Source organism: Streptomyces sp. NPDC107765, from assembly GCF_055657085.1.
The window spans coordinates 66,242-83,571 of sequence record NZ_JBVKBL010000017.1; the positions used below are offsets into that span (position 1 = coordinate 66,242).

Here is a 17,330-nt window from a genome sequence, read left to right on the forward strand (position 1 = left end):
GCCCCGATTCTACGAGGCACCCACGGGGCGCACGCCCGGCGCGGGGGCGCATTGCCCGCCCGCGGACCTCGCACGTGCCCTCGACACGTCCGTAAGGAGTAAATACCCTTACGGTCATGACAGAGTGGCTGCTGGATCGTACGTTCCGCACGGCGTCGGGGGACGAGGTGCGGTGGGCCGCCCTCGGGGAGCGGTCGGCCGGCGCGCCGCCGGTGGTGCTGCTGCACGGCACGCCGTTCTCGTCCTACGTCTGGCGGGGGATCGCGCGGGCACTCGCCGCGCACCACCGGGTGTTCGTCTGGGACATGCCCGGCTACGGCGCCTCCGCCAAGCGGGACGGCCAGGACGTCTCGCTCGCCGCGCAGGCCCGGGTGTTCGGCGAGCTGCTGGCGCACTGGGAGCTGGACCGGGAGGCGTCCCGCCCGGCCGTGGTCGCCCATGACTTCGGCGGCTGCGTCGCCCTGCGGGCCCGTCTGCTGCACGGCGCGCGGTACGAACGGCTGGCGCTGGTCGACCCCGTGGCACTGGCGCCCTGGGGCTCGCCCACCTACCGGCTGCTGGGCGCCCACCCCGGCGTCTTCGGGCAGCTGCCGCCGGAGCTGCACCGGGCGCTGGTACGGGCCTACATCGCCTCCGCGAGCCGTCCGGGCCTGCCTCCGGACGTCCTCGACCGGCTGGTGGAGCCGTGGTGCACGGACGCGGGGCAACCGGCGTTCTACCGGCAGATCCGGCAGAACGACCAGCGGTTCACCGACGAGATCCAGGGCCGCTACGACGAACTCGACCTGCCGACACTGATCTGCTGGGGCGCACAGGACACCTGGATCCCGGCCGAGCGGGGCCGCGAGCTGGCGGCCCGTATCCCCGGTGCCCGGCTGCACCTCATCGAGGGCGCGGGCCACCTCGTCCAGGAGGACGCACCCGCGGAACTCACCGCGGCGCTGGCGGACTTCCTGCGTCCGGGCGGCCCGGCCACGGCGCGAGACGGCGGCTGAGGTCCCGGACCGCGCCGGCCGCGCCGGCACCCCGCTCCCCCGTTACCGCGGCGGACACCGCCGACTCCAGATCGGCCCGCAGCCGGCCGAGCTCGGCCCGCCGCACCCGGCTCGTCCGCTCGAAGTCCGCGAGATGTCCCGCGAGTTCGCCTTCGATGGATTCGATTGCTTCGAGTGCTTCTCGTGCTTCCCGCGCTTCCCGTGCTTCGAGGCCGCGGTCCCTGGCGGAACCGGCCGCGGCGGCGGGGCGCGGCTCCGCCCGGCCGCCGTCGGCACCCTGGAGCCGGAGCTGGTCGCGGAGGGTGCGGACGGCCGCGGTCAGCTCGCGCAGCGCCGTGCCGGCGCTCGCGGCGTCCGCGGTGCGCGATACGGCGACGGGGCGGGCACCGCCGGTCCGCGGCCGCGCCGCCGCGGCCGCTCTCTCCCGTAGCAGGGCGCGCACCTCGGCGGCCTCCGGGGCGTCGAACTCCTCGTAGACGGCGAGGGCTTCGCGCCAGTGCCCCTGGGCGCTCTGCTTGCGGCCCAGCGCGGTCTCGGCCTGTCCCAGCGCGGTCAGCGCATCGGCGCGCCAGCGCTCACCGCCGGGCACCAGCAGCCGTCCGGCGGCGTCCTCGGCGGCGGACACCGCCTCGCCCGGCCGGATCAGCGCGACCATCTCCGCAGCCATCCGGCTGCGGGTGCGGCCCGCCCACAGGCGCTGGCGGTCCTCCTCGAAGAGCGGCAGCGCCTGGAAGAGTTCGCGCAGCGCATCGGCGTGCCGGCCGGCCGCCGACAGCGCCTCGGCCAGGGCGTACCGGGCGTGCGCGAGACCCGGGGAAGCGTCGCCGAAGGTGCGGTGGAAGTTCACGCCGCGCTCGGCGAACAGGACGGCGTCGCTGCTGCCGGTCGCCGCCCAGACCCGGGCGAGCGCGCCGAGCACGGCGGCCTCGCCCAGCCGGTCGTCCCGGCCGCGGCAGCGCTCCCAGGCCGCGGTGAGGTGCCGCTCGGCGTCGTCGTGCCGCCGTTGGTGCAGGGCGATCACCCCGGCCGCCAGCGGGGCGCGGAAGAGCGCGAGGGGGTCGTTCGCCGTCCGGGCGAGGCGGACGGCCTCCCGGGCCTCCCGCTCGGCGCGGGCGAACCGTCCGACGGCGGCCGCGCACTCGGCGAGCGCGACCCGGGCCCGGGCCTCGGCGCGGGCGTCGCCGTCCATGGCCGCCCGGGTCGCCACCGCGGCCGCGGCCGGTTCGAACGCGGCGGCGTGTGCCCCGCAGTCCGCCGTCACCTGGGCGAGCAGCAGCAGGTCGGCGGCGCGCCGGACCAGCTTCGGGGCCTCCGCCACGGCCTGCCGGACGAGCGCGAGCGCCGGCGGCGTCTCCTCGGTCCACACGGCCAGGGCCCGGGCGGCGTCCGGCAGGGGCGGCAGATCACCGGCCGACAGGCTGACGAGGTCCCGCGGCATCCGCTCGCCGGGGTAGCGGAGCGCGTGCACCTGCCGCCCCAGGGCCACGTACCAGGTCAGCAGCCGGGAGAGCGCCTGCGTACGCTCCTCCGCGGGCAGCTCGGACCTCAACTCGCTGGCGGACGTAAGGAGTTCGCCTCCGCGGCCGTAGCGGCCGGAGGCTGTTTTCGTCAGCGCGCCGGCGGTCAGCAGCTCCTCCAGCAGCGCCCGGTCGCGGTCCGCCGGCACGCCGAGCAGGGCCGCCGCGGCCCCGTCCGAGAGGTCCGGGTCGTCCGGTACGGACAGCAGCCGCAGGGCCCGTCGGGCGTCCGGGGTGAGCCGGTCGTCGAGCCCCGGGAGCGCGGACCGGACCGGCGACGCCGCCGAAGGCACCCCGGCTGTCTCCTGGGGGTACGCCTCTGCGAGGAGCTCGCTCCACCACCGCGCGAGCCGGACCCGCTGCGCCGCCGCGTACGGCCCGGGCAGCCCGGCGAGCGGTTCCCCGTGCCACAACTCCAGGGCGGCGTCGCGCAGTCGGCGGGCCTCCTCCGGGTCCCGGGTCGCCCGCGCACGCGCGATCAGCTGCTCGGCCTCGTCGAGATCAAGAGCGGGCGGGCTGCCGTCCGGGCCGCGCAGCGCATAGCCGCCGCGCTCGCTGACCAGGAGCTCGCCGTCCTCGCCGAGCGCCCGGCGCAGCCGCGCGGCGTACGTGCGCAGGGCGGCGTGCGCCCGGGGCGGGGGCTCGTCCCCCCAGAGGCCGGCGACGAGTTCGGACGCGGTGGCCCGGCGTCCCCGGCGGAGCAGCAGCGCGGCGAGCAGGGCGCGCTGCTGGGGCGAGCCGAGCGCGAGGGGAGCCTGCCCGCGTCGGGCCCGCACCGGCCCGAGGACCGTGAAGCGCAGCTCCGCGGTCCGCGGGGCGGGCAGCACCGCGCGGAGCGGCTCCGGGCCGCCACCGGTGCGTTCTGCCGACTCCGGGCCGCCGCCCGTGCGCTGACCCGGCACCGCGCCGCCCATCCGCTCCAGCACCGGGCTCGCGAGGACGGCGAACGCCCGCGCCGAGGCGTGCAGCCGCAGCTCGCCCTCGTCGTCGCCCATGAGGACGGGGAAGTCCGGCAACCGTCCCATGTACGGCTCCAGGGAACGGCCGACGGCCTCGACGACCTCCACGGCCTGTTCGGTGCCGAGCCCGCTGAACAGCAACTCCCGGACGCCCGGCCGGAAGTCGTAGACCGGCTGGACCGGCCCGCCCAACGGGGGCGCACCCAGGGCCCGGTCCAGGGTCCGGACGGCGGTCGCGTCCGTGGTCCGGTCCGTGCGCTCCAGCAGGCCGCCGAGCAGGATCTCGGCGACATGGGTGGGGCCGGCGTCGCGCATCGTGGCCGCCCGCACCAGCTGCATCAGCGGCGTGGTCAGCGGGCGGATCGCGGAGAGCCGGACGGCGAGGCGGTATGCCTCGGGCGAGAACGCGCCGCGGAAGTGGCTGAGCAGCTCCTCGGCGCTGCCGTGGGGCGGGGACGGCGGGGCGGGCTGCGGCGTACCGGCCAGCAGGGCGGTGTCGATCAGGTGCGGCACTCCGGGGCGGGTGAGCAGCCCGACCCACTGCTGCAGCGCGGACGCGGTGGGGTGCAGCACGGGCAGCGCGAACAGCCCCGCCGCCTCCGGGTCGCGCTCGCCGCTGAGCGGGTCGCACACCACCAGCCGTCCGGGCGGATCGAACTCGCCGGGGGCGGAGAGGAGTTGGGGGCGGGCGTCGAGGGCCGTACCGCGCCAGAGCCGGCGCGGGAGGGGGTTGATCACGGCCACCGGTCCGCCCCGCCCGCACGCGGTCAGGGACCGTACGGCCTGCGGCTCGCGCCAGCCCGGGTCCGTCCCGTCGGTGAGGACGAAGGTGACCGTCGCGCCCCCGGACCGGCGGACGTGCAGCGGACCGCCGGGGCCGCGGGGGTCGATCGCCTGGACCCGAACGGAACGGAAGACCCCGCTCCGGGCCAGCAGCGTCCGCAGCTCGGCGGCGAGCGAGCCCCACACCTGCATGGCCGGGGAGGTGTCCACCCACAGCTCGGCCGACCAGTGCCGTTCCCGGTCGGGCCGGGAGACGACGTCGAGGAAGCCGGTCTCGGCAGTGAGCCGGACGGTGGCCTCGACGTCGGGGACCGTACGGTGCGGGTGCTCATGGGTCCGCCGCAACGGGCGCAGCGCACCGCCCAGTTGGCGGGCGTCGGGCAGCGCCCGCCCGCCGGGCACCCGCGCGGGGCGGGCCCGCCCGCCCTCCGGCCCGCCGCCCTGGCTGCCCATGGCGTAGAGGGCGCGGCGGGGCGGATCGGCGGAGTTGAGGGGGTCGGCAGGATCGGCAGGATCGAAAGGCTCGGTGGGCCCGGTCGACTCGGTCGACTCGGTGGACTCGGTGGACTCGGTGGGCCCCTCCGGGGCGGTGGTTCCCGCCGCGGCCCGGGCACCACCGGGGGCCTCGTCGGTCCCGTCGGTCCTGTCGGTCCCGTCGGCCTCGTCAGCCCCAGTGGCCTCCGCCGACTCCTCCAACTCCCCCGGCCCGCCCGGCCGCCGCGGCCCGGTCGCCGGCCCCTGCCGTCCCTCCCCCTCCATGGCCCGCACCAGCCACAGCACGTCGAGGAGTTCGGTGGCCGCGAGGTCGTACCCGGCGGCCGCCAGGGTCTGCCGTAGTCGGTCCATCATGGCGACAGCGGTTCGTCGAGGCGGTGCAGGACGGCGGCGAGCAGCTCTTCCTTGCCGAGGTCGGCGCCGCTGATCCGCAGGTGGACGGCGGCCAGCAGCTGGTCGGTGGCCAGGGTCTGGGTCTTCGCGCGCTGGTGGAAGACCTCGATGAGGTCCTCGGCGGCGGCGACCGCCTCCTCGCCCAGGTTGTGCTCGATGATCTTCCGCAGCCGGTCGCCGGTCGGTTCGGGCAGGTCGAGCCGTACGCAGCGGCGCATGAAGGCCGGCGGGAAGTCCCGTTCGCCGTTGCTGGTCATGATGACGATCGGGAAGTGGGCGCAGCGCACCACCCCGCGCCGGACCGTCACCCGCTCCCGGCTTCCGCTGAGGCGGACCTGCACCTCCTGCTGGTGCTCGGGCAGCCGGGCCAGCTCCGGGATCTCGAACTCGCCCTCCTCCAGGACCACCAGCAGGTCGTTGGGCAGGTCGAGGTCGGCCTTGTCGAGCTCGTCGACGAGCAGGACCCGGGGGCGGTCGGCGGCCAGTGCGCTGCCCAGCGGGCCGAGGCGCAGGTACTGGCCGATGTCGCCGGCGCCGGTGGCGCGGCGGGCCCGGGGGCGGCGCGCGGAGCCGCGGGCCGCCTCGCGTTCGCGGCGCAGCGACGCCTCCCGGAGCCGGCCCACCGCGTCGTAGCGGTAGAGGGCGTCCTGGAGCGTGGAGCGGCTGTTGACCGACCAGCGGAGCACCTCGCCGAGGCCCAGTTCCTCGGCGACCGCGCGGGCCAGCGAGCTCTTGCCGGCGCCGGGGCGGCCGGTGACCAGCAGCGGGCGGTGCAGGTGCAGGGCGGCGTTGACGACGGAGATCTCGTTGCGCTCCAGGAGGTAGGGCGCGCGGGGTGCGGTGCCGCGGGCGGCGGTCAGGCGCCGCCAGGGCGGTGGGGCGGGCAGCTCCGCGGGGCCGCGGAAGACCCACCAGTCCTCCGGCCGGTCCGCGGGGTCGTCGTACCCGTCTGTGGTGCTCTGTCCGGTCACCGCGCGTTCTCCTCGTTCCTTGCTGCGTCCGCGCCCCGGCTCCCCCGGCCGGTGGGACACGGGTGTGGCTGTCGTTCCGGGGTGCTCATGGCTGGGTCAGTACCCAGGCATCGGGGGCGAGTTGCGGGGGCCGGTGGTCCGGGGCGTCGTAGAGCAGGGACAGTTTGCGGCCGGGGTGGGTGGAGCTCTCGGGTTCGGCCATCGCCTTGGCCCGTTCGAGCCGGACGACCTCGGGGACCTCGGTGTGGTCCGCGCCGTCCACCAGGGCCAGCAGGTCCTGGGCGAGGTGCTCGCCGTGGTCGGCGCGGTGCCACAGGACGGTGTGCACGCCGGCCTGGACGCACTGGCGCAGCAGTGTGCCGTGGTGGTGCGGCGGGCAGCAGACGATCACCGTGCCGGCGTCGCGGTGGATCTCCAGCTGGGCGCGGGCGACCTTGCGGTCGGTGTGCCGGTGGTCGAGGACCAGCCGCTTGGCGTGCGGCAGGGCGGCGGTGCGCTGCTTCCAGCCGGCGTAGCTCTCCCGTGAGCGCTCGGTGGTGCGGACCACGACGCGGCGGGTGATGCCCGGGGCGAACGGCCCGTCCTCGTCGCTGTCCGGTGATTCCCAGGCGTCGACGTCGAGGCCCAGCCAGGCGCACGGGAGGAAGTACTCCACCAGGGCGGTCTCCGGGTCCTCGCGCACCTCGGTGCGCAGCACCCGGCGGATGTCGTCGACCACCTGCTCGCTGCCCGCCTCGGTGTCCTGGACCAGCGCGAGCCGGTGCGGCCGGCCGTCGGCGAAGGTCCAGATCTGGTACGTGAAGCGGCGGCCGGTGGGGGCCGGCAGCAGCTCCACCTGGACGCGCGGGGCGAGGGCCGGGCCGCGGCCGGCGGGCGCCGCAGGCCCGGGCGCGGCCACCGGCGCGGGGGCCACGGCGGCCGTCACATCGGCGCGGAACTGGCTGATCGCCGCCTCGTCGACGCCGGACCGGGCGGCCACCCGCTCCACCCAGGCGTCCAGGTCGTCGGCCGGATACGGGCCGGCCGCCCGCTCCTCGACGCTGATCCGCACCACCCCCTGGAGCAGCGGGGGCACCGGTGCGCCGGTGGTGGAGCCGAACCCCTCCAGGGCTTCGACGGCGTCGGCGAGGCCGGTGACGGCGGGGAGTTCGGGGGCGTGCGGCAGCACCTGGGCGAGCAGGGCGCGGGGGTCGGTGCGGGTGCAGTGCGCCAGCAGGCCGGCGAGGTCCCGGCGCTGACGGGTGGTCAGGTATTCGCCGGGGCGGACCGTACGGGCCGCGCGGCGCAGCCGCTCCCAGTCCTCCCGGGCGCCGTAGGGGCCGGGCCGGTGATGCAGGTCGTACGGGTCCGGGGGCGGGAGGGGCTCCTGGTCGCGGACCACGTCGAGGAGTTCGGGCAGGCCGCGGCGGACGCTCACCGCGAGGCCGACCAGCCGCTCCAGATCGGCGGCCGGGCCCGCCGAGGCCCGGCCCAGCCGGGCGGCGAGCCGCCGCTCGCAGTCCGGCACCTCGCGGCCCTTGAGGACCCGTTCCAGGGCGGTGAGCAGTTGCTGGACGCCGCGGCGGGCGGTGGGCACCGCGGAGGGCGGGAGGGTGGGGAGTTCGGCCTCGATGGCGGGCACGCTGATGGCGTACATCGTCGCGGGCCGGTCCCCGGCGCCTTCGGGGGCGCGGTGGACGGCGACGACCAGGCCGACCACGGCCTGCCGTTCGCGGTCCCACAGCGGGCCGCCGCTGAAGCCCTCGGTGACCTGGGTCCCGCCGAGCACGTCCAGCGCGATCCAGGGCGGCGCCGAGACCCGGGGCACGGCCCGGACCGTGGGCAGCGGATTGCCGCTGGCCCATAACGCGATGGTTTCCCCGGCGTAGTTGTGCTGGAGGAACGGTGCGGGCTCGGCGCCCGGGGGCGGGGCGTCGGTGAGCTCCAGCACCGCGAGGTCGCCGTGGTACGGCACCCGGCCGGGGTCGGCCGGGCCGGGTCCGGTGGCCGTGGCGCGCGGCGGGGTCCACATCTCGCGGACGACCCGGGCGGTGAGGTCCACCCCGGCCGCGACATGGGGCAGCCGGACCGTGAGGGTCTCGCCGGGGCCGGGGGTGTCCTGGGCGAAACGCGCCCTGCCCAGCGCGCTGTTGACGACGTGGGCGCAGGTCAGGATGAGCCGCTCGGCGACCAGGACGCCCGCGCCGACGGCCCGTTCGCCGTCCCGTACGGAGGCGAAGGACAGCTGGAGCGGGGTGTCCGGACCTGCGCCGGTGATCATGGCGCCGCACCGCCCGGGGAGCCCTGGGTTCCCGGGCCGTCCGGTGCGCCCCCGCCCTCGTCACCGCCGCGCTCGCCGTTGCGGTGGGCGGTGCGGTCACCGGTGAGGTTCCAGGTGGCGGAGACCTTGAAGCTGGCCTCGCCGTTGCCGGTGAAGACCCCGAGATGCAGGTCCGAGCCGAGGGTCACCCCGAATTCGACGGTGACCTCGTCCGGGCGGTGGCTGCCGGCCGAGATCGAGCGGTGGATCTGGCCGAGCACACCGCCGAGCGGCCGCAGCGCCTCCTCCAGGACCTCGCCGCCGCGGGTCAGCGCCCGGCCCATCCGGCCGTCGACACTGACCGGCTGCGCGGAACCGAACGCGTCCGGCAGCTCCAACTCGCCGTCAGCGGCGGTGGGTTGACCGGGCACCGCGCCCGGCGGGCCGTCGGCGGCCGCCGGCGCCTGCGCGCGCAGCCAGACGACGGTCCCGTCCTCCATCGTGAGCGGCACGTCCCCCATGCCGATCAGTCTGACACGAGCCGCACCGCCCCCGCGCGCACTTTTGCGTCACTCTCCGACCTCTCGCACCGGTGGCCACCTGCGGAAAGTCCGTTCCAGGGAGGCCCGCACGGCACCTCGCGGGCGCGGCCGCGCCGACCCGCCGGATCAGTCCACTCCGAGGGCCCGCGCCAGTTGGCGGGATTGCGCCACCAGCCGGTCCTCCGCATCCCACACTTCCGCGTCCTCCTCAAGGAACCCGCCGGCCAGATTGCGGGTGGTGATGGCGACCCGCAGCGGCCCGGGTGCCGGGCGGTGCCGGACGTGGACGGTCAGTTCGACGGTGGGGACCCAGCCGTTCAGCCCCATCTCGAACGCGGTCGGCGGCAGCGCGTCGACGGTCAGCAGGAGGGACAGCGGGTCGGGGTCCCGGCCGTCGGCGAGGCCGAACCAGGCGCGCATCTCGCCCCGGCCGGACGGTGCGCCGACCGCCCAGCCCGCGGTCGCCGGGTCCAGCCGGAGGTCGAGCCGCTCGGCGATGGCGGTGCTGCCGGGGATGGCCGGGGCCCCGCCGGGGGCGCTGTCGGTGCCCAGGCAGTGCTCGTACGGCGGGATGGCGGGCGGTTTGGCCGTCGTGCGGACGTCGTCGGGCAGCGCGCCGAGATCGCCGTACGCGGCGAGCACCCGCAGCCGCTCGACCTCGCTGCCGTCCTCCGCGAACTGGACGAGGGTCGCGGTCCCGGTCGACATGGTGCGGCCGGTGCGCACCACTTCGGTGCGGATGACGGCCGGGCCGGGAACGGAGGCGGTGAGGTAGTGCGCGGTGACCGACAGCGGGTCGGGGTGCGGCAGGGCGTCGCCGAGGGCGCGGCCCATGAGGGCGAGGAGGTAGCCGCCGTTGACCGCCTGGATGATCGTCCAGCCCGCGGAGAGCTGGGCTTCGTAGATGCCGGTTGCGCGGCGGGTGACCGCGGTGTCGCGGTCGAACTCGCTGTTACCTGTGGTGACCAGAGCCATGGCGGCACGCTACACGGATAAATTACCGACCGGTAGGGTCAGCTTTCCCGGACGCAAGCGGAGAGCGTCGTTCCGGCCCTGCCATGATGACGCCATGCTTCACGTCCTCTACCTGGCCGGCGTCGCGGCCTTCGCGGCGAGCGGGGTGCTGGCCGCCTACCGCGCCAACATGGACCCCTTCGGCGGCCTGGTGCTGGCCTTCGCCGCGTCCATCTCCGGCGGCACGATGCGCGACCTCATCCTCGACCGGCGGCCGCTGTACTGGACGCACGACTGGGTGCTGCTCACCGTCATCATCGGCGTCGGCGTCGGCACCATCGTCTATCTGCGGTTCTGGTCGCTGCCCCGGAAATCGCTGCTGGTGGTCGACGCGGTCGGACTGTCCGTGGTCACCGTGATCGGGGCCCGGGCCGCCATCGCGGCGGGCGCCACCCCGCTCGCCGTGATCATCCTGGCGGTGCTCACCGGCGTCGCCGGCGAGGTCATCCGGGACGTGCTGTGCGGTGAGTTCCCCCCGCTGCTGCTGCGCGAGGACGTCTACGCCATCGCCGCCCTGGCCGGTGCCGGCTGCCTCCTGTTGCTGCACCACCTCGGCGCCCGGCCCACCCCCGCCGCGGCGATCTCGGCGGGGGTGGTGTTCGCCCTGCGCATGGGCGCGGTCTACCTGGGGCTGCACCTGCCGCGCCCCCAGCAGCTCCGCCCCCGGCCGGGCCGCCGGCCGGACGCCGACTGACCCGCCCGGCGGCCGGCTACTTCACGGACAGCGCCGGCTTGCTCTCCGTGTACAGCCAGGTGTGGAAGAAGTCCCCCAGCTTCTGCCCGGAGACCTTCTCGGCCAGCGCGACGAACTGGGCGGTGTCCGCGTTGCCGTAGCGGTGGGCCGCCGTCCAGGCCGGCAGCAGCTTGAAGAACGCGGTGTCACCGATGCGCTCGCGGAGCGCCTGGAGCGTCATCGCGCCCCGCCGGTACACCGCGGCGGAGAACATCGTGTCGCGCTGCGGATCGGCGATCTTCTGCTTCCAGAAGGCGTCGTCGGCGGGGATCGCGTCGTACGCCTTGCGGAAGGAGTCGTGCGCGCTGACCGTGCCGCGGTGCTCGCTCCACAGCCACTGCGCGTAGCTGGCGAAGCCCTCGTTGAGCCAGATGTCCTTCCACTGCCGGACCGACACCGAGTCGCCGAACCACTGGTGGGCCAGCTCGTGGACGATCGTGGACTCGCTGCGCACCGCCGAGTAGACCGGCTTGGACTGCACCTCCAGCGAGAACCCGGCCTGCGGCATGTCGTCGACGATCGCGCCGGTCTCCTCGAACGGGTACCGCCCGAAGACCTTCGACCAGTAGTCGGTGGCCTCCGCGGTGATGCCGTACACGTCCACCTGGCCGGTGGGCAGGGTCGGGTCGGTGGCCACGTAGACCGGGATGCCACCGGGGGTGGTACCGGTACGGACGTCGAACTTCCCGATGGTGGCGGTGGCGAGGTAGGTCGCCATCGGGCGGGACTCGCGCCAGTGGGCGTACGAGCGGCCGTGCGCCTCCCCGGAGGCGATCAGCCGGCCGTTGGAGACCCCGGTCAGGCCCTTGGGGGCGTCGATGCGGATGTCGTACGTCGCCTTGTCGCCCGGGTGGTCGCTGGAGGGGAACCACGTCGAGGCGGCGTTCGGCTCGCAGGCGACGAACACCCCGTCCTTGGTCTTCATCCAGCCGTAGTCCGAGCCGAAGACGATCGGTCCGCTCAGCGGCTTGGGGACGCCGTGGTAGGCGACGGTGACGGTGAACTTCCCGCCGCGGCGCAGCGGGAAGGACGGGTGGACGGTTATCTCGTCGCCGGATCTCGCGAAGTGCGCCCGCCGGCCGTTCACCCGCACCGAGTCGACGGTCAGCTTCTGCAGGTCGAGGTCGAAGGCGGAGAGGTTCTGGGTGGCCCGGGCGGTGAGCGTGGTGCGGCCGTCGAGCCGGCCGCTGTCGGGCTGGTAGCTGACGCCGAGGTCGTAGTGCAGGGCGTCGAAGCCGCCGTTGCCCAGTTCGGGGAAGTACGGGTCGCCGGCGCCGGGCGCGCCGGGGGTCGCCCCGGGGGCGGCGGCGATGGTGGCGGCCGAGGCCACCGCGGTGGCCAGGGCCAGCCAGCGGGAGGTGCGGCGCGCGGAGCGGGAGAGTGCCATGAGCCATCCCTTCGGACACACGGATGAAGGTCGATCGAAGATCGAACAACCGTGCTGACTCTGCACCCTCCCGCCGCGTTCCACCCGCGACTTTGCCAAGTCGTCAGGTGTTACTGATCACTTGATGCCTTACCGGCCGGCCCGCCGGCCGCCGCGGGCGCGGCATCCTCCGCGTTCTCCGGGTGGTGGCAGGCCACTTGGTGCCCGGTCCGCAGCGCGACCAGCGGCGGCTCGGTGGTGGCACACACCTCGGTCGCCTTCCAGCAGCGGGTCCGGAACCGGCAGCCGGAGGGCGGGTTGATCGGCGAGGGCACGTCGCCCTTGAGCAGGATCCGGACCCGCTGGGTGCGCCGCTTGGGGTCGGGCACCGGCACCGCGGACAGCAGCGCCTTGGTGTACGGATGCATCGGCGTCTCGTACAGCGAGGTGCGGTCGGCCAGCTCCACGATCTTGCCGAGGTACATCACCGCGATCCGGTCCGAGACGTGCCGGATGACCGAGAGGTCGTGGGCGATGATGACGTAGGTCAGGCCCAGCTCCTCCTGGAGGTCGTCCATCAGGTTGACGACCTGCGCCTGGATCGACACGTCCAGCGCGGAGACCGGCTCGTCGGCGACCACCAGCTTGGGCTTGAGCGCCAGCGCCCGGGCGATGCCGATGCGCTGCCGCTGCCCGCCGGAGAACTCGTGCGGATAGCGGTTGTAGTGCTCGGGGCTCAGGCCCACCAGCTCCAGCAGCCGCTGCACCTCCTTCTTCACCCCGCCCTCGGGCTCGACGCCCTGGAGGCGGAAGGGGGTGGAGACGATGCCGCCGATGGTGTGCCGGGGGTTCAGCGAACCGTACGGGTCCTGGAAGATCATCTGTACGTCGCGGCGCATCGGCCGCAGCCGGCCCGTCGACAGATGGGTGATGTCGGTGCCCTGGAACTCGATCGAGCCGCCGGTCGGCTCGTCGAGCCGGGTGATCAGCCGGCCCATCGTCGACTTGCCGCAGCCGGACTCGCCGACGACGCCGAGCGTCTCCCCCGGCCGTACGTCGAAGTCGATGCCGTCGACCGCCTGCACCGCACCGACCTGCCGCTTGAGCAGGCCCTTGGTGATCGGGAAGTGCCGTACCAGCCCGCGCACCCGCAGCAGGGGCTCGGCGTCGTCCGCGGGCCCGGCCGGTGCCGTGTCCAAAGACTTCTGGAGCGGGATCGTGGTGTTCTCGTCGTCAGTCGTCTCGGTCACAGCTTCGGCGCAATCTCTTCGGTCCAGATACGCTTCCGCTCCTCCGGCGCCATGTGGCAGGCGGAGAAGTGTCCTCCCCCGCCGGCTACGCCCCCATTGGCGGGGGTGCCCCCACTGCCCGCCTCGCGCAGCTCGGGGCGGACCGTACGGGTGAGGTTGTCCTTCGGGACGTCCGCGTACGGGCAGCGGGGGTTGAAGGCACAGCCGGACGGGACGTTGATCAGGCTGGGCGGGGAGCCCTTGACCGGGATCAGCCGCTCGGTCTGCTCCCGGTCGATACGGGGCATGGAGCCGAGCAGCCCCCAGGTGTAGGGGTGCTGGGGCTCGTAGAAGACCTTCTCGGCCGGGCCGCGCTCGATGCACCGGCCGCCGTACATCACCAGCAGGTCGTCGGCGAGCTCGGCGACGACGCCCAGGTCGTGGGTGATGATGATGACCGCCGAGCCGAACTCCTTCTGCAGATCGCGGATCAGGTCCAGGATCTGCGCCTGCACGGTGACGTCCAGGGCGGTGGTCGGCTCGTCCGCGATGAGCAGTTCGGGGTTGTTGACCAGCGCCATCGCGATCATCGCGCGCTGGCGCATACCGCCGGAGAACTGGTGCGGATGGTCGTCGACCCGCTTGTCGGGCTGCGGGATGCCGACCCGGTCGAGCATCTCGATCGCCCGCTTGCGCGCGGTCTTCTTGTCCACGTCGTGGTGGACCCGGTACGCCTCCATGATCTGCTTGCCGACCGAGTAGAACGGGTGCAGCGCGGACAGCGGGTCCTGGAAGATCATGGCCATCTCGCGGCCGCGCAGCCGGCGCACCTCGTCCGGGTCGGCGGAGACCAGTTCCTTGCCGTCCAGCCAGATCTCGCCGGACATCCGGACCTTGTTGCGCTGCTGGCGCGAGGCGCGGTGCAGGCCCATGACGGCGAGCGAGGTCACCGACTTGCCGGAGCCGGATTCGCCGACGATGCCGAGCGTCTTGCCCTTCTCCAGGCTGAAGGTCAGCCCGTCGACGGACTTCACCAGCCCGTCGTCGGTGGGGAAGTGCACCTTCAGATCGCGTACGTCGAGGAAGGCGGACGTCTGCGGTGCCGTTGTCCCGGTGGCCGCCGTGGTGGCGGTCCGGTCCTCGGAGGAGTCGGTCACGAGAGCCTCACCCGCGGGTCGACGGCGGCGTACAGAACGTCCACCACCAGGTTGCAAATGACGATGAAGAACGCGGCGAGCAGGGTGACGCCGAGGATGTTCGGCAGGTCGTTGGCGTTGATCGCCTCGACGGCGAAGGCGCCGACTCCCTTGAGCGAGAAGACCTGTTCGGTGATGAGCGCGCCGCCGAGCAGCAGGCCGAGGTCCATGCCGAAGACGGTGATGATCGGGGTGAGCGCGGCGCGCAGACCGTGCCGGACGACCACCTTGCGCTCCTGAAGGCCCTTGGCGCGGGCCGTGCGGATGAAGTCCTCGGCCAGCGTCTCCAGCATGCCGGCCCGGGTGAGCCGGGCGTAGAGCGCGGAGTAGAGGAAGGCCAGGGTGACCCAGGGCAGCACCAGGGTGCGGGCCCAGAGGAACGGGTTGTCCAGCAGCGGTACGTAGTCGCTGCGTTCGAAGATCGGCCACTGGTAGGTGAACAGGGCCAGGGCCAGGGCGCCGGTGAAGAACATCGGGAGGGAGACGCCGGCCAGCGCCACGCCCATCGCCGCACGGTCGAAGAACGAACCGGGGCGCAGCGCGGAGAGCACGCCGGTGGCGACGCCGGAGACGACCCAGAGCACGGCCGCGCCGGCGGCGAGCGAGAGGGTCACCGGGAGCCGGGACTGGATCTCCGGCCAGACCTCGATGTGCGTCTTGAACGAGTAGCCGAAGCACGGCACGTGGCACTTGGCCGCTTCCGGGCCGAACTTGTAGTCGACGCCGGCGAAGATGCCCTTGAGGAAGTCCCAGTACTGCTCGTACACGGGCTTGTCCAGGCCGAGGTTCTTCTTCACCGCGGCGATGTCCGCGGGGGTGGGGGCCTTTCCGATGTACTGCTGGGCAAGCTGGTCGGTGCTCTGCCCGGCCAGTTTCGGCAGCAGGAAGAAGATGCCGAAAGTGACCGCGCTGACGATCAGCAGCAGGATCACTGCGCTGATCAACCTGCGGATGATGTACGAGAACACGGGGATGCGGCGCCGGCGCCGCGGGCCGGCCGGAACCGGCCCGCGGACACCAATGCCTTCACCTGCCTTCCAGGGCTGCTACTTCTTGACGCCGATGTTGAGGTAGTCGTACTCACCGCTGAAGGCCGAGGTGGACACCAGGTTGGTGGCCTTGGGCGAGCGGTACATCAGGACCTTGAAGTAGGTGAGCGGGACCAGCGCCGCCTGCTCCATCGTCTTCTTGTCGATCTCGGCGTACGCCTTCTCGCGGGCCGCCTTGTCGGTATTGGCGATGGCCGTTTCGAGCAGCTTGTTGATCTCCGGGTCGTCCAGCTGGGAGAGGTTGGTGTTGCCGGACTTGCTGATCGCCTTGCCGTTCAGGATCTGCTGCAGGTAGCCGTAGCCGGTCGGGAAGTCCGCGCCCCACTGCATCATGATCAGGCCGACGTTGTTCTTCTTGTTGAACTCCGGCACACCCGCGTAGTCGGAGAAGTACTTGCTCGTCGGGTACGACTGGATCTTGGCGGTGACGCCGATCTTCTTGAGCGACTCGATGACCGAGGTGGCCGCGTCGACCTCGTCCTGGCGGTCGTTGCGGGCCAGGATCGTGGTCGTGGCCTTGCCGGCGCCGCACTTGTCCCAGTGCTTCTTGGCCTCGGCCAGGTCCAGCTTGTCGCCGTCGTACTTCTGCGGGTACAGGTCGAACTTCTGGTAGCCGGCGAGGTCGGTGGGCAGCGTCGTCGAGGCGATCTCACCGCGGATCGGACCGCCGAGCGCGGTCTGCACGGCCTTCTTGTCGATCGCGTACTCGACCGCCTTGCGGCACTCGATGTTGTCGAACGGCTTCACCTTGGTGTTGATCGCCGTGTAGACGAGGCGCTGACCGGGCGCGTTGTCGGTGTTGGCCTTCTCCTTGGAATCGGTCAGGAGCTGGGCCTGCGTCTGGCCGTCGACGCCGCGGCCGGCCAGGTCGACCAGGGTGTTGCCGGACTGCAGGTCCTTGTCGATCGTCGACTGGGCGACCTTCAGGTTCAGCACGATCTTGTCCGGGAGCTGCTTGCGCAGCGGGTCGGTCTTCGCCGACCACTGCGGGTTGCGGACCAGGGTGAGCTGCTTGCCCTCCTGGTAGCTCTGGAACTTGTACGAGCCGGTGGACAGCACGGCCTTGGTGTAGTCCGCGCCCTTGTCCTTGGCCTGCGGGACCGGCGCGGTCTGCGGGGCGCTGACCAGGTAGTCGAACTCGGCGAACGGCTTCTTGAGGTGGAAGACGACCGTCTGGTCGTCGGGCGTCTCGATGGACTTCAGACCGGCCTTGCTCTTGTCCTTGTAGGGACCCTTGTAGCCGCCGCCGTCGTTGTCCTTGAGGAACTGCTGGAAGTAGTTCGGGCCCAGCGAGAGCACGTCACGCGCGAAGTTGGACCGCTCCACGGCGTACTTGACGTCCTGCGAGGTGACGGTGGAGCCGTCCTCGTACTTGACGCCCTTGCGGAGCTTGTACGTCCAGGTCTTGCCGCCGTCGCTGGGCTTGCCCATGGACTCGGCGAGGTCCGGGACCAGCTGGTTGCCCTTGGGGCCGGGGCCCGGCTTGAAGGTGGTGAGCGGGCGCGCGTAGAGCCGGCTGAAGTTGTAGATGAAGGCGTAGTAGGTGTTGCCCGGGTCGAACGACTCGGGGGCGTCGCTCATGGCGTAGGTGACCGTGCCGCCCTTGGCGTCCGAGGCGTTGACGACACCCTTGGTGGCCGCGTTGGCCTCGCCGGAGCCTTCCGAGGAGCCCTTGCCCCCGCTGCAGCCGGCCAGCAAAAGGCCCGCACTGGTGATGGCCGCTATGGTCGCGACCGGAACTGACCTTCGCATGGTGGTCGGTGTCCCCTTCGTTCGGTCTTCGTACGGTCTTCGTTCGGTCTTTCGTTCGTGGAGAAACGTCACAACACAGAGCGCGGTGGCGGCTGGG

The 17,330-nt window shown here is 73.2% G+C and carries 12 protein-coding genes; 2 read left to right on the forward strand and 10 right to left on the reverse strand.

Annotation, left to right across the window (positions count from 1 at the left end; all coding sequences use genetic code 11):
- Nucleotides 1-116 precede the first annotated feature (116 nt).
- Nucleotides 117-995, forward strand: coding sequence for an alpha/beta fold hydrolase (locus ACZ7MX_RS32585; RefSeq protein WP_472137355.1), 879 nt, complete (start codon nucleotides 117-119; stop codon nucleotides 993-995).
- Here the strand turns inward: ACZ7MX_RS32585 and ACZ7MX_RS32590 are convergent.
- From ACZ7MX_RS32590 to ACZ7MX_RS32610, 5 genes are all read right to left on the reverse strand, one after another.
- Nucleotides 931-5,103 carry an SAV_2336 N-terminal domain-related protein gene (locus ACZ7MX_RS32590; RefSeq protein ID WP_472137356.1) on the reverse strand — a complete coding sequence of 1,391 codons (4,173 nt, stop codon included), beginning with the start codon at nucleotides 5,101-5,103 and terminating at the stop codon, nucleotides 931-933. The genes ACZ7MX_RS32585 and ACZ7MX_RS32590 overlap by 65 nt on opposite strands.
- On the reverse strand, nucleotides 5,100-6,113 hold the full coding sequence (locus ACZ7MX_RS32595; RefSeq protein WP_472137358.1) for an AAA family ATPase: 1,014 nt from the start codon (nucleotides 6,111-6,113) through the stop codon (nucleotides 5,100-5,102). Before ACZ7MX_RS32595 ends, ACZ7MX_RS32590 begins: the two co-directional genes overlap by 4 nt.
- An 85-nt stretch (nucleotides 6,114-6,198) precedes the next feature.
- Nucleotides 6,199-8,373 (reverse strand): VMAP-C domain-containing protein, encoded by a 2,175-nt coding sequence (locus ACZ7MX_RS32600; protein ID WP_472137360.1) that lies wholly within the window; start codon nucleotides 8,371-8,373, stop codon nucleotides 6,199-6,201.
- Nucleotides 8,370-8,873: a CU044_2847 family protein gene (locus ACZ7MX_RS32605; RefSeq protein WP_472137362.1), complete on the reverse strand. Its 504-nt coding sequence runs from the start codon at nucleotides 8,871-8,873 to the stop codon at nucleotides 8,370-8,372. Before ACZ7MX_RS32605 ends, ACZ7MX_RS32600 begins: the two co-directional genes overlap by 4 nt.
- A gap of 147 nt (nucleotides 8,874-9,020) precedes the next feature.
- On the reverse strand, nucleotides 9,021-9,869 hold the full coding sequence (locus ACZ7MX_RS32610) for a thioesterase family protein (RefSeq protein ID WP_472137364.1): 849 nt from the start codon (nucleotides 9,867-9,869) through the stop codon (nucleotides 9,021-9,023).
- Between the two features lie 94 nt (nucleotides 9,870-9,963).
- Between ACZ7MX_RS32610 and ACZ7MX_RS32615 the strand changes: the two genes are divergently transcribed.
- Nucleotides 9,964-10,602, forward strand: a complete 639-nt coding sequence (locus ACZ7MX_RS32615; RefSeq protein WP_472137366.1) for a trimeric intracellular cation channel family protein — start codon at nucleotides 9,964-9,966, stop codon at nucleotides 10,600-10,602.
- Nucleotides 10,603-10,618: 16 nt separating this feature from the next.
- Here the strand turns inward: ACZ7MX_RS32615 and ACZ7MX_RS32620 are convergent, their stop codons facing one another.
- The 5 genes from ACZ7MX_RS32620 to ACZ7MX_RS32640 form a co-directional block, all read right to left on the reverse strand.
- On the reverse strand, nucleotides 10,619-12,028 hold the full coding sequence (locus ACZ7MX_RS32620) for a M1 family metallopeptidase (protein WP_472137368.1): 1,410 nt from the start codon (nucleotides 12,026-12,028) through the stop codon (nucleotides 10,619-10,621).
- Between the two features lie 110 nt (nucleotides 12,029-12,138).
- Nucleotides 12,139-13,224 (reverse strand): ABC transporter ATP-binding protein, encoded by a 1,086-nt coding sequence (locus ACZ7MX_RS32625; RefSeq protein ID WP_472137511.1) that lies wholly within the window; start codon nucleotides 13,222-13,224, stop codon nucleotides 12,139-12,141.
- Nucleotides 13,225-13,253: 29 nt separating this feature from the next.
- The gene (locus ACZ7MX_RS32630) at nucleotides 13,254-14,393 is read right to left on the reverse strand and encodes an ABC transporter ATP-binding protein (protein ID WP_472137370.1); all 1,140 of its coding nucleotides are present in this window, start codon (nucleotides 14,391-14,393) and stop codon (nucleotides 13,254-13,256) included.
- Nucleotides 14,390-15,400, reverse strand: a complete 1,011-nt coding sequence (locus tag ACZ7MX_RS32635; protein WP_472137372.1) for an ABC transporter permease — start codon at nucleotides 15,398-15,400, stop codon at nucleotides 14,390-14,392. The genes ACZ7MX_RS32630 and ACZ7MX_RS32635 overlap by 4 nt, the downstream gene beginning before the upstream one ends.
- Before the next feature lie 78 nt (nucleotides 15,401-15,478).
- Nucleotides 15,479-17,233, reverse strand: a complete 1,755-nt coding sequence (locus ACZ7MX_RS32640) for an ABC transporter substrate-binding protein (protein WP_201811112.1) — start codon at nucleotides 17,231-17,233, stop codon at nucleotides 15,479-15,481.
- Nucleotides 17,234-17,330 lie beyond the last annotated feature (97 nt).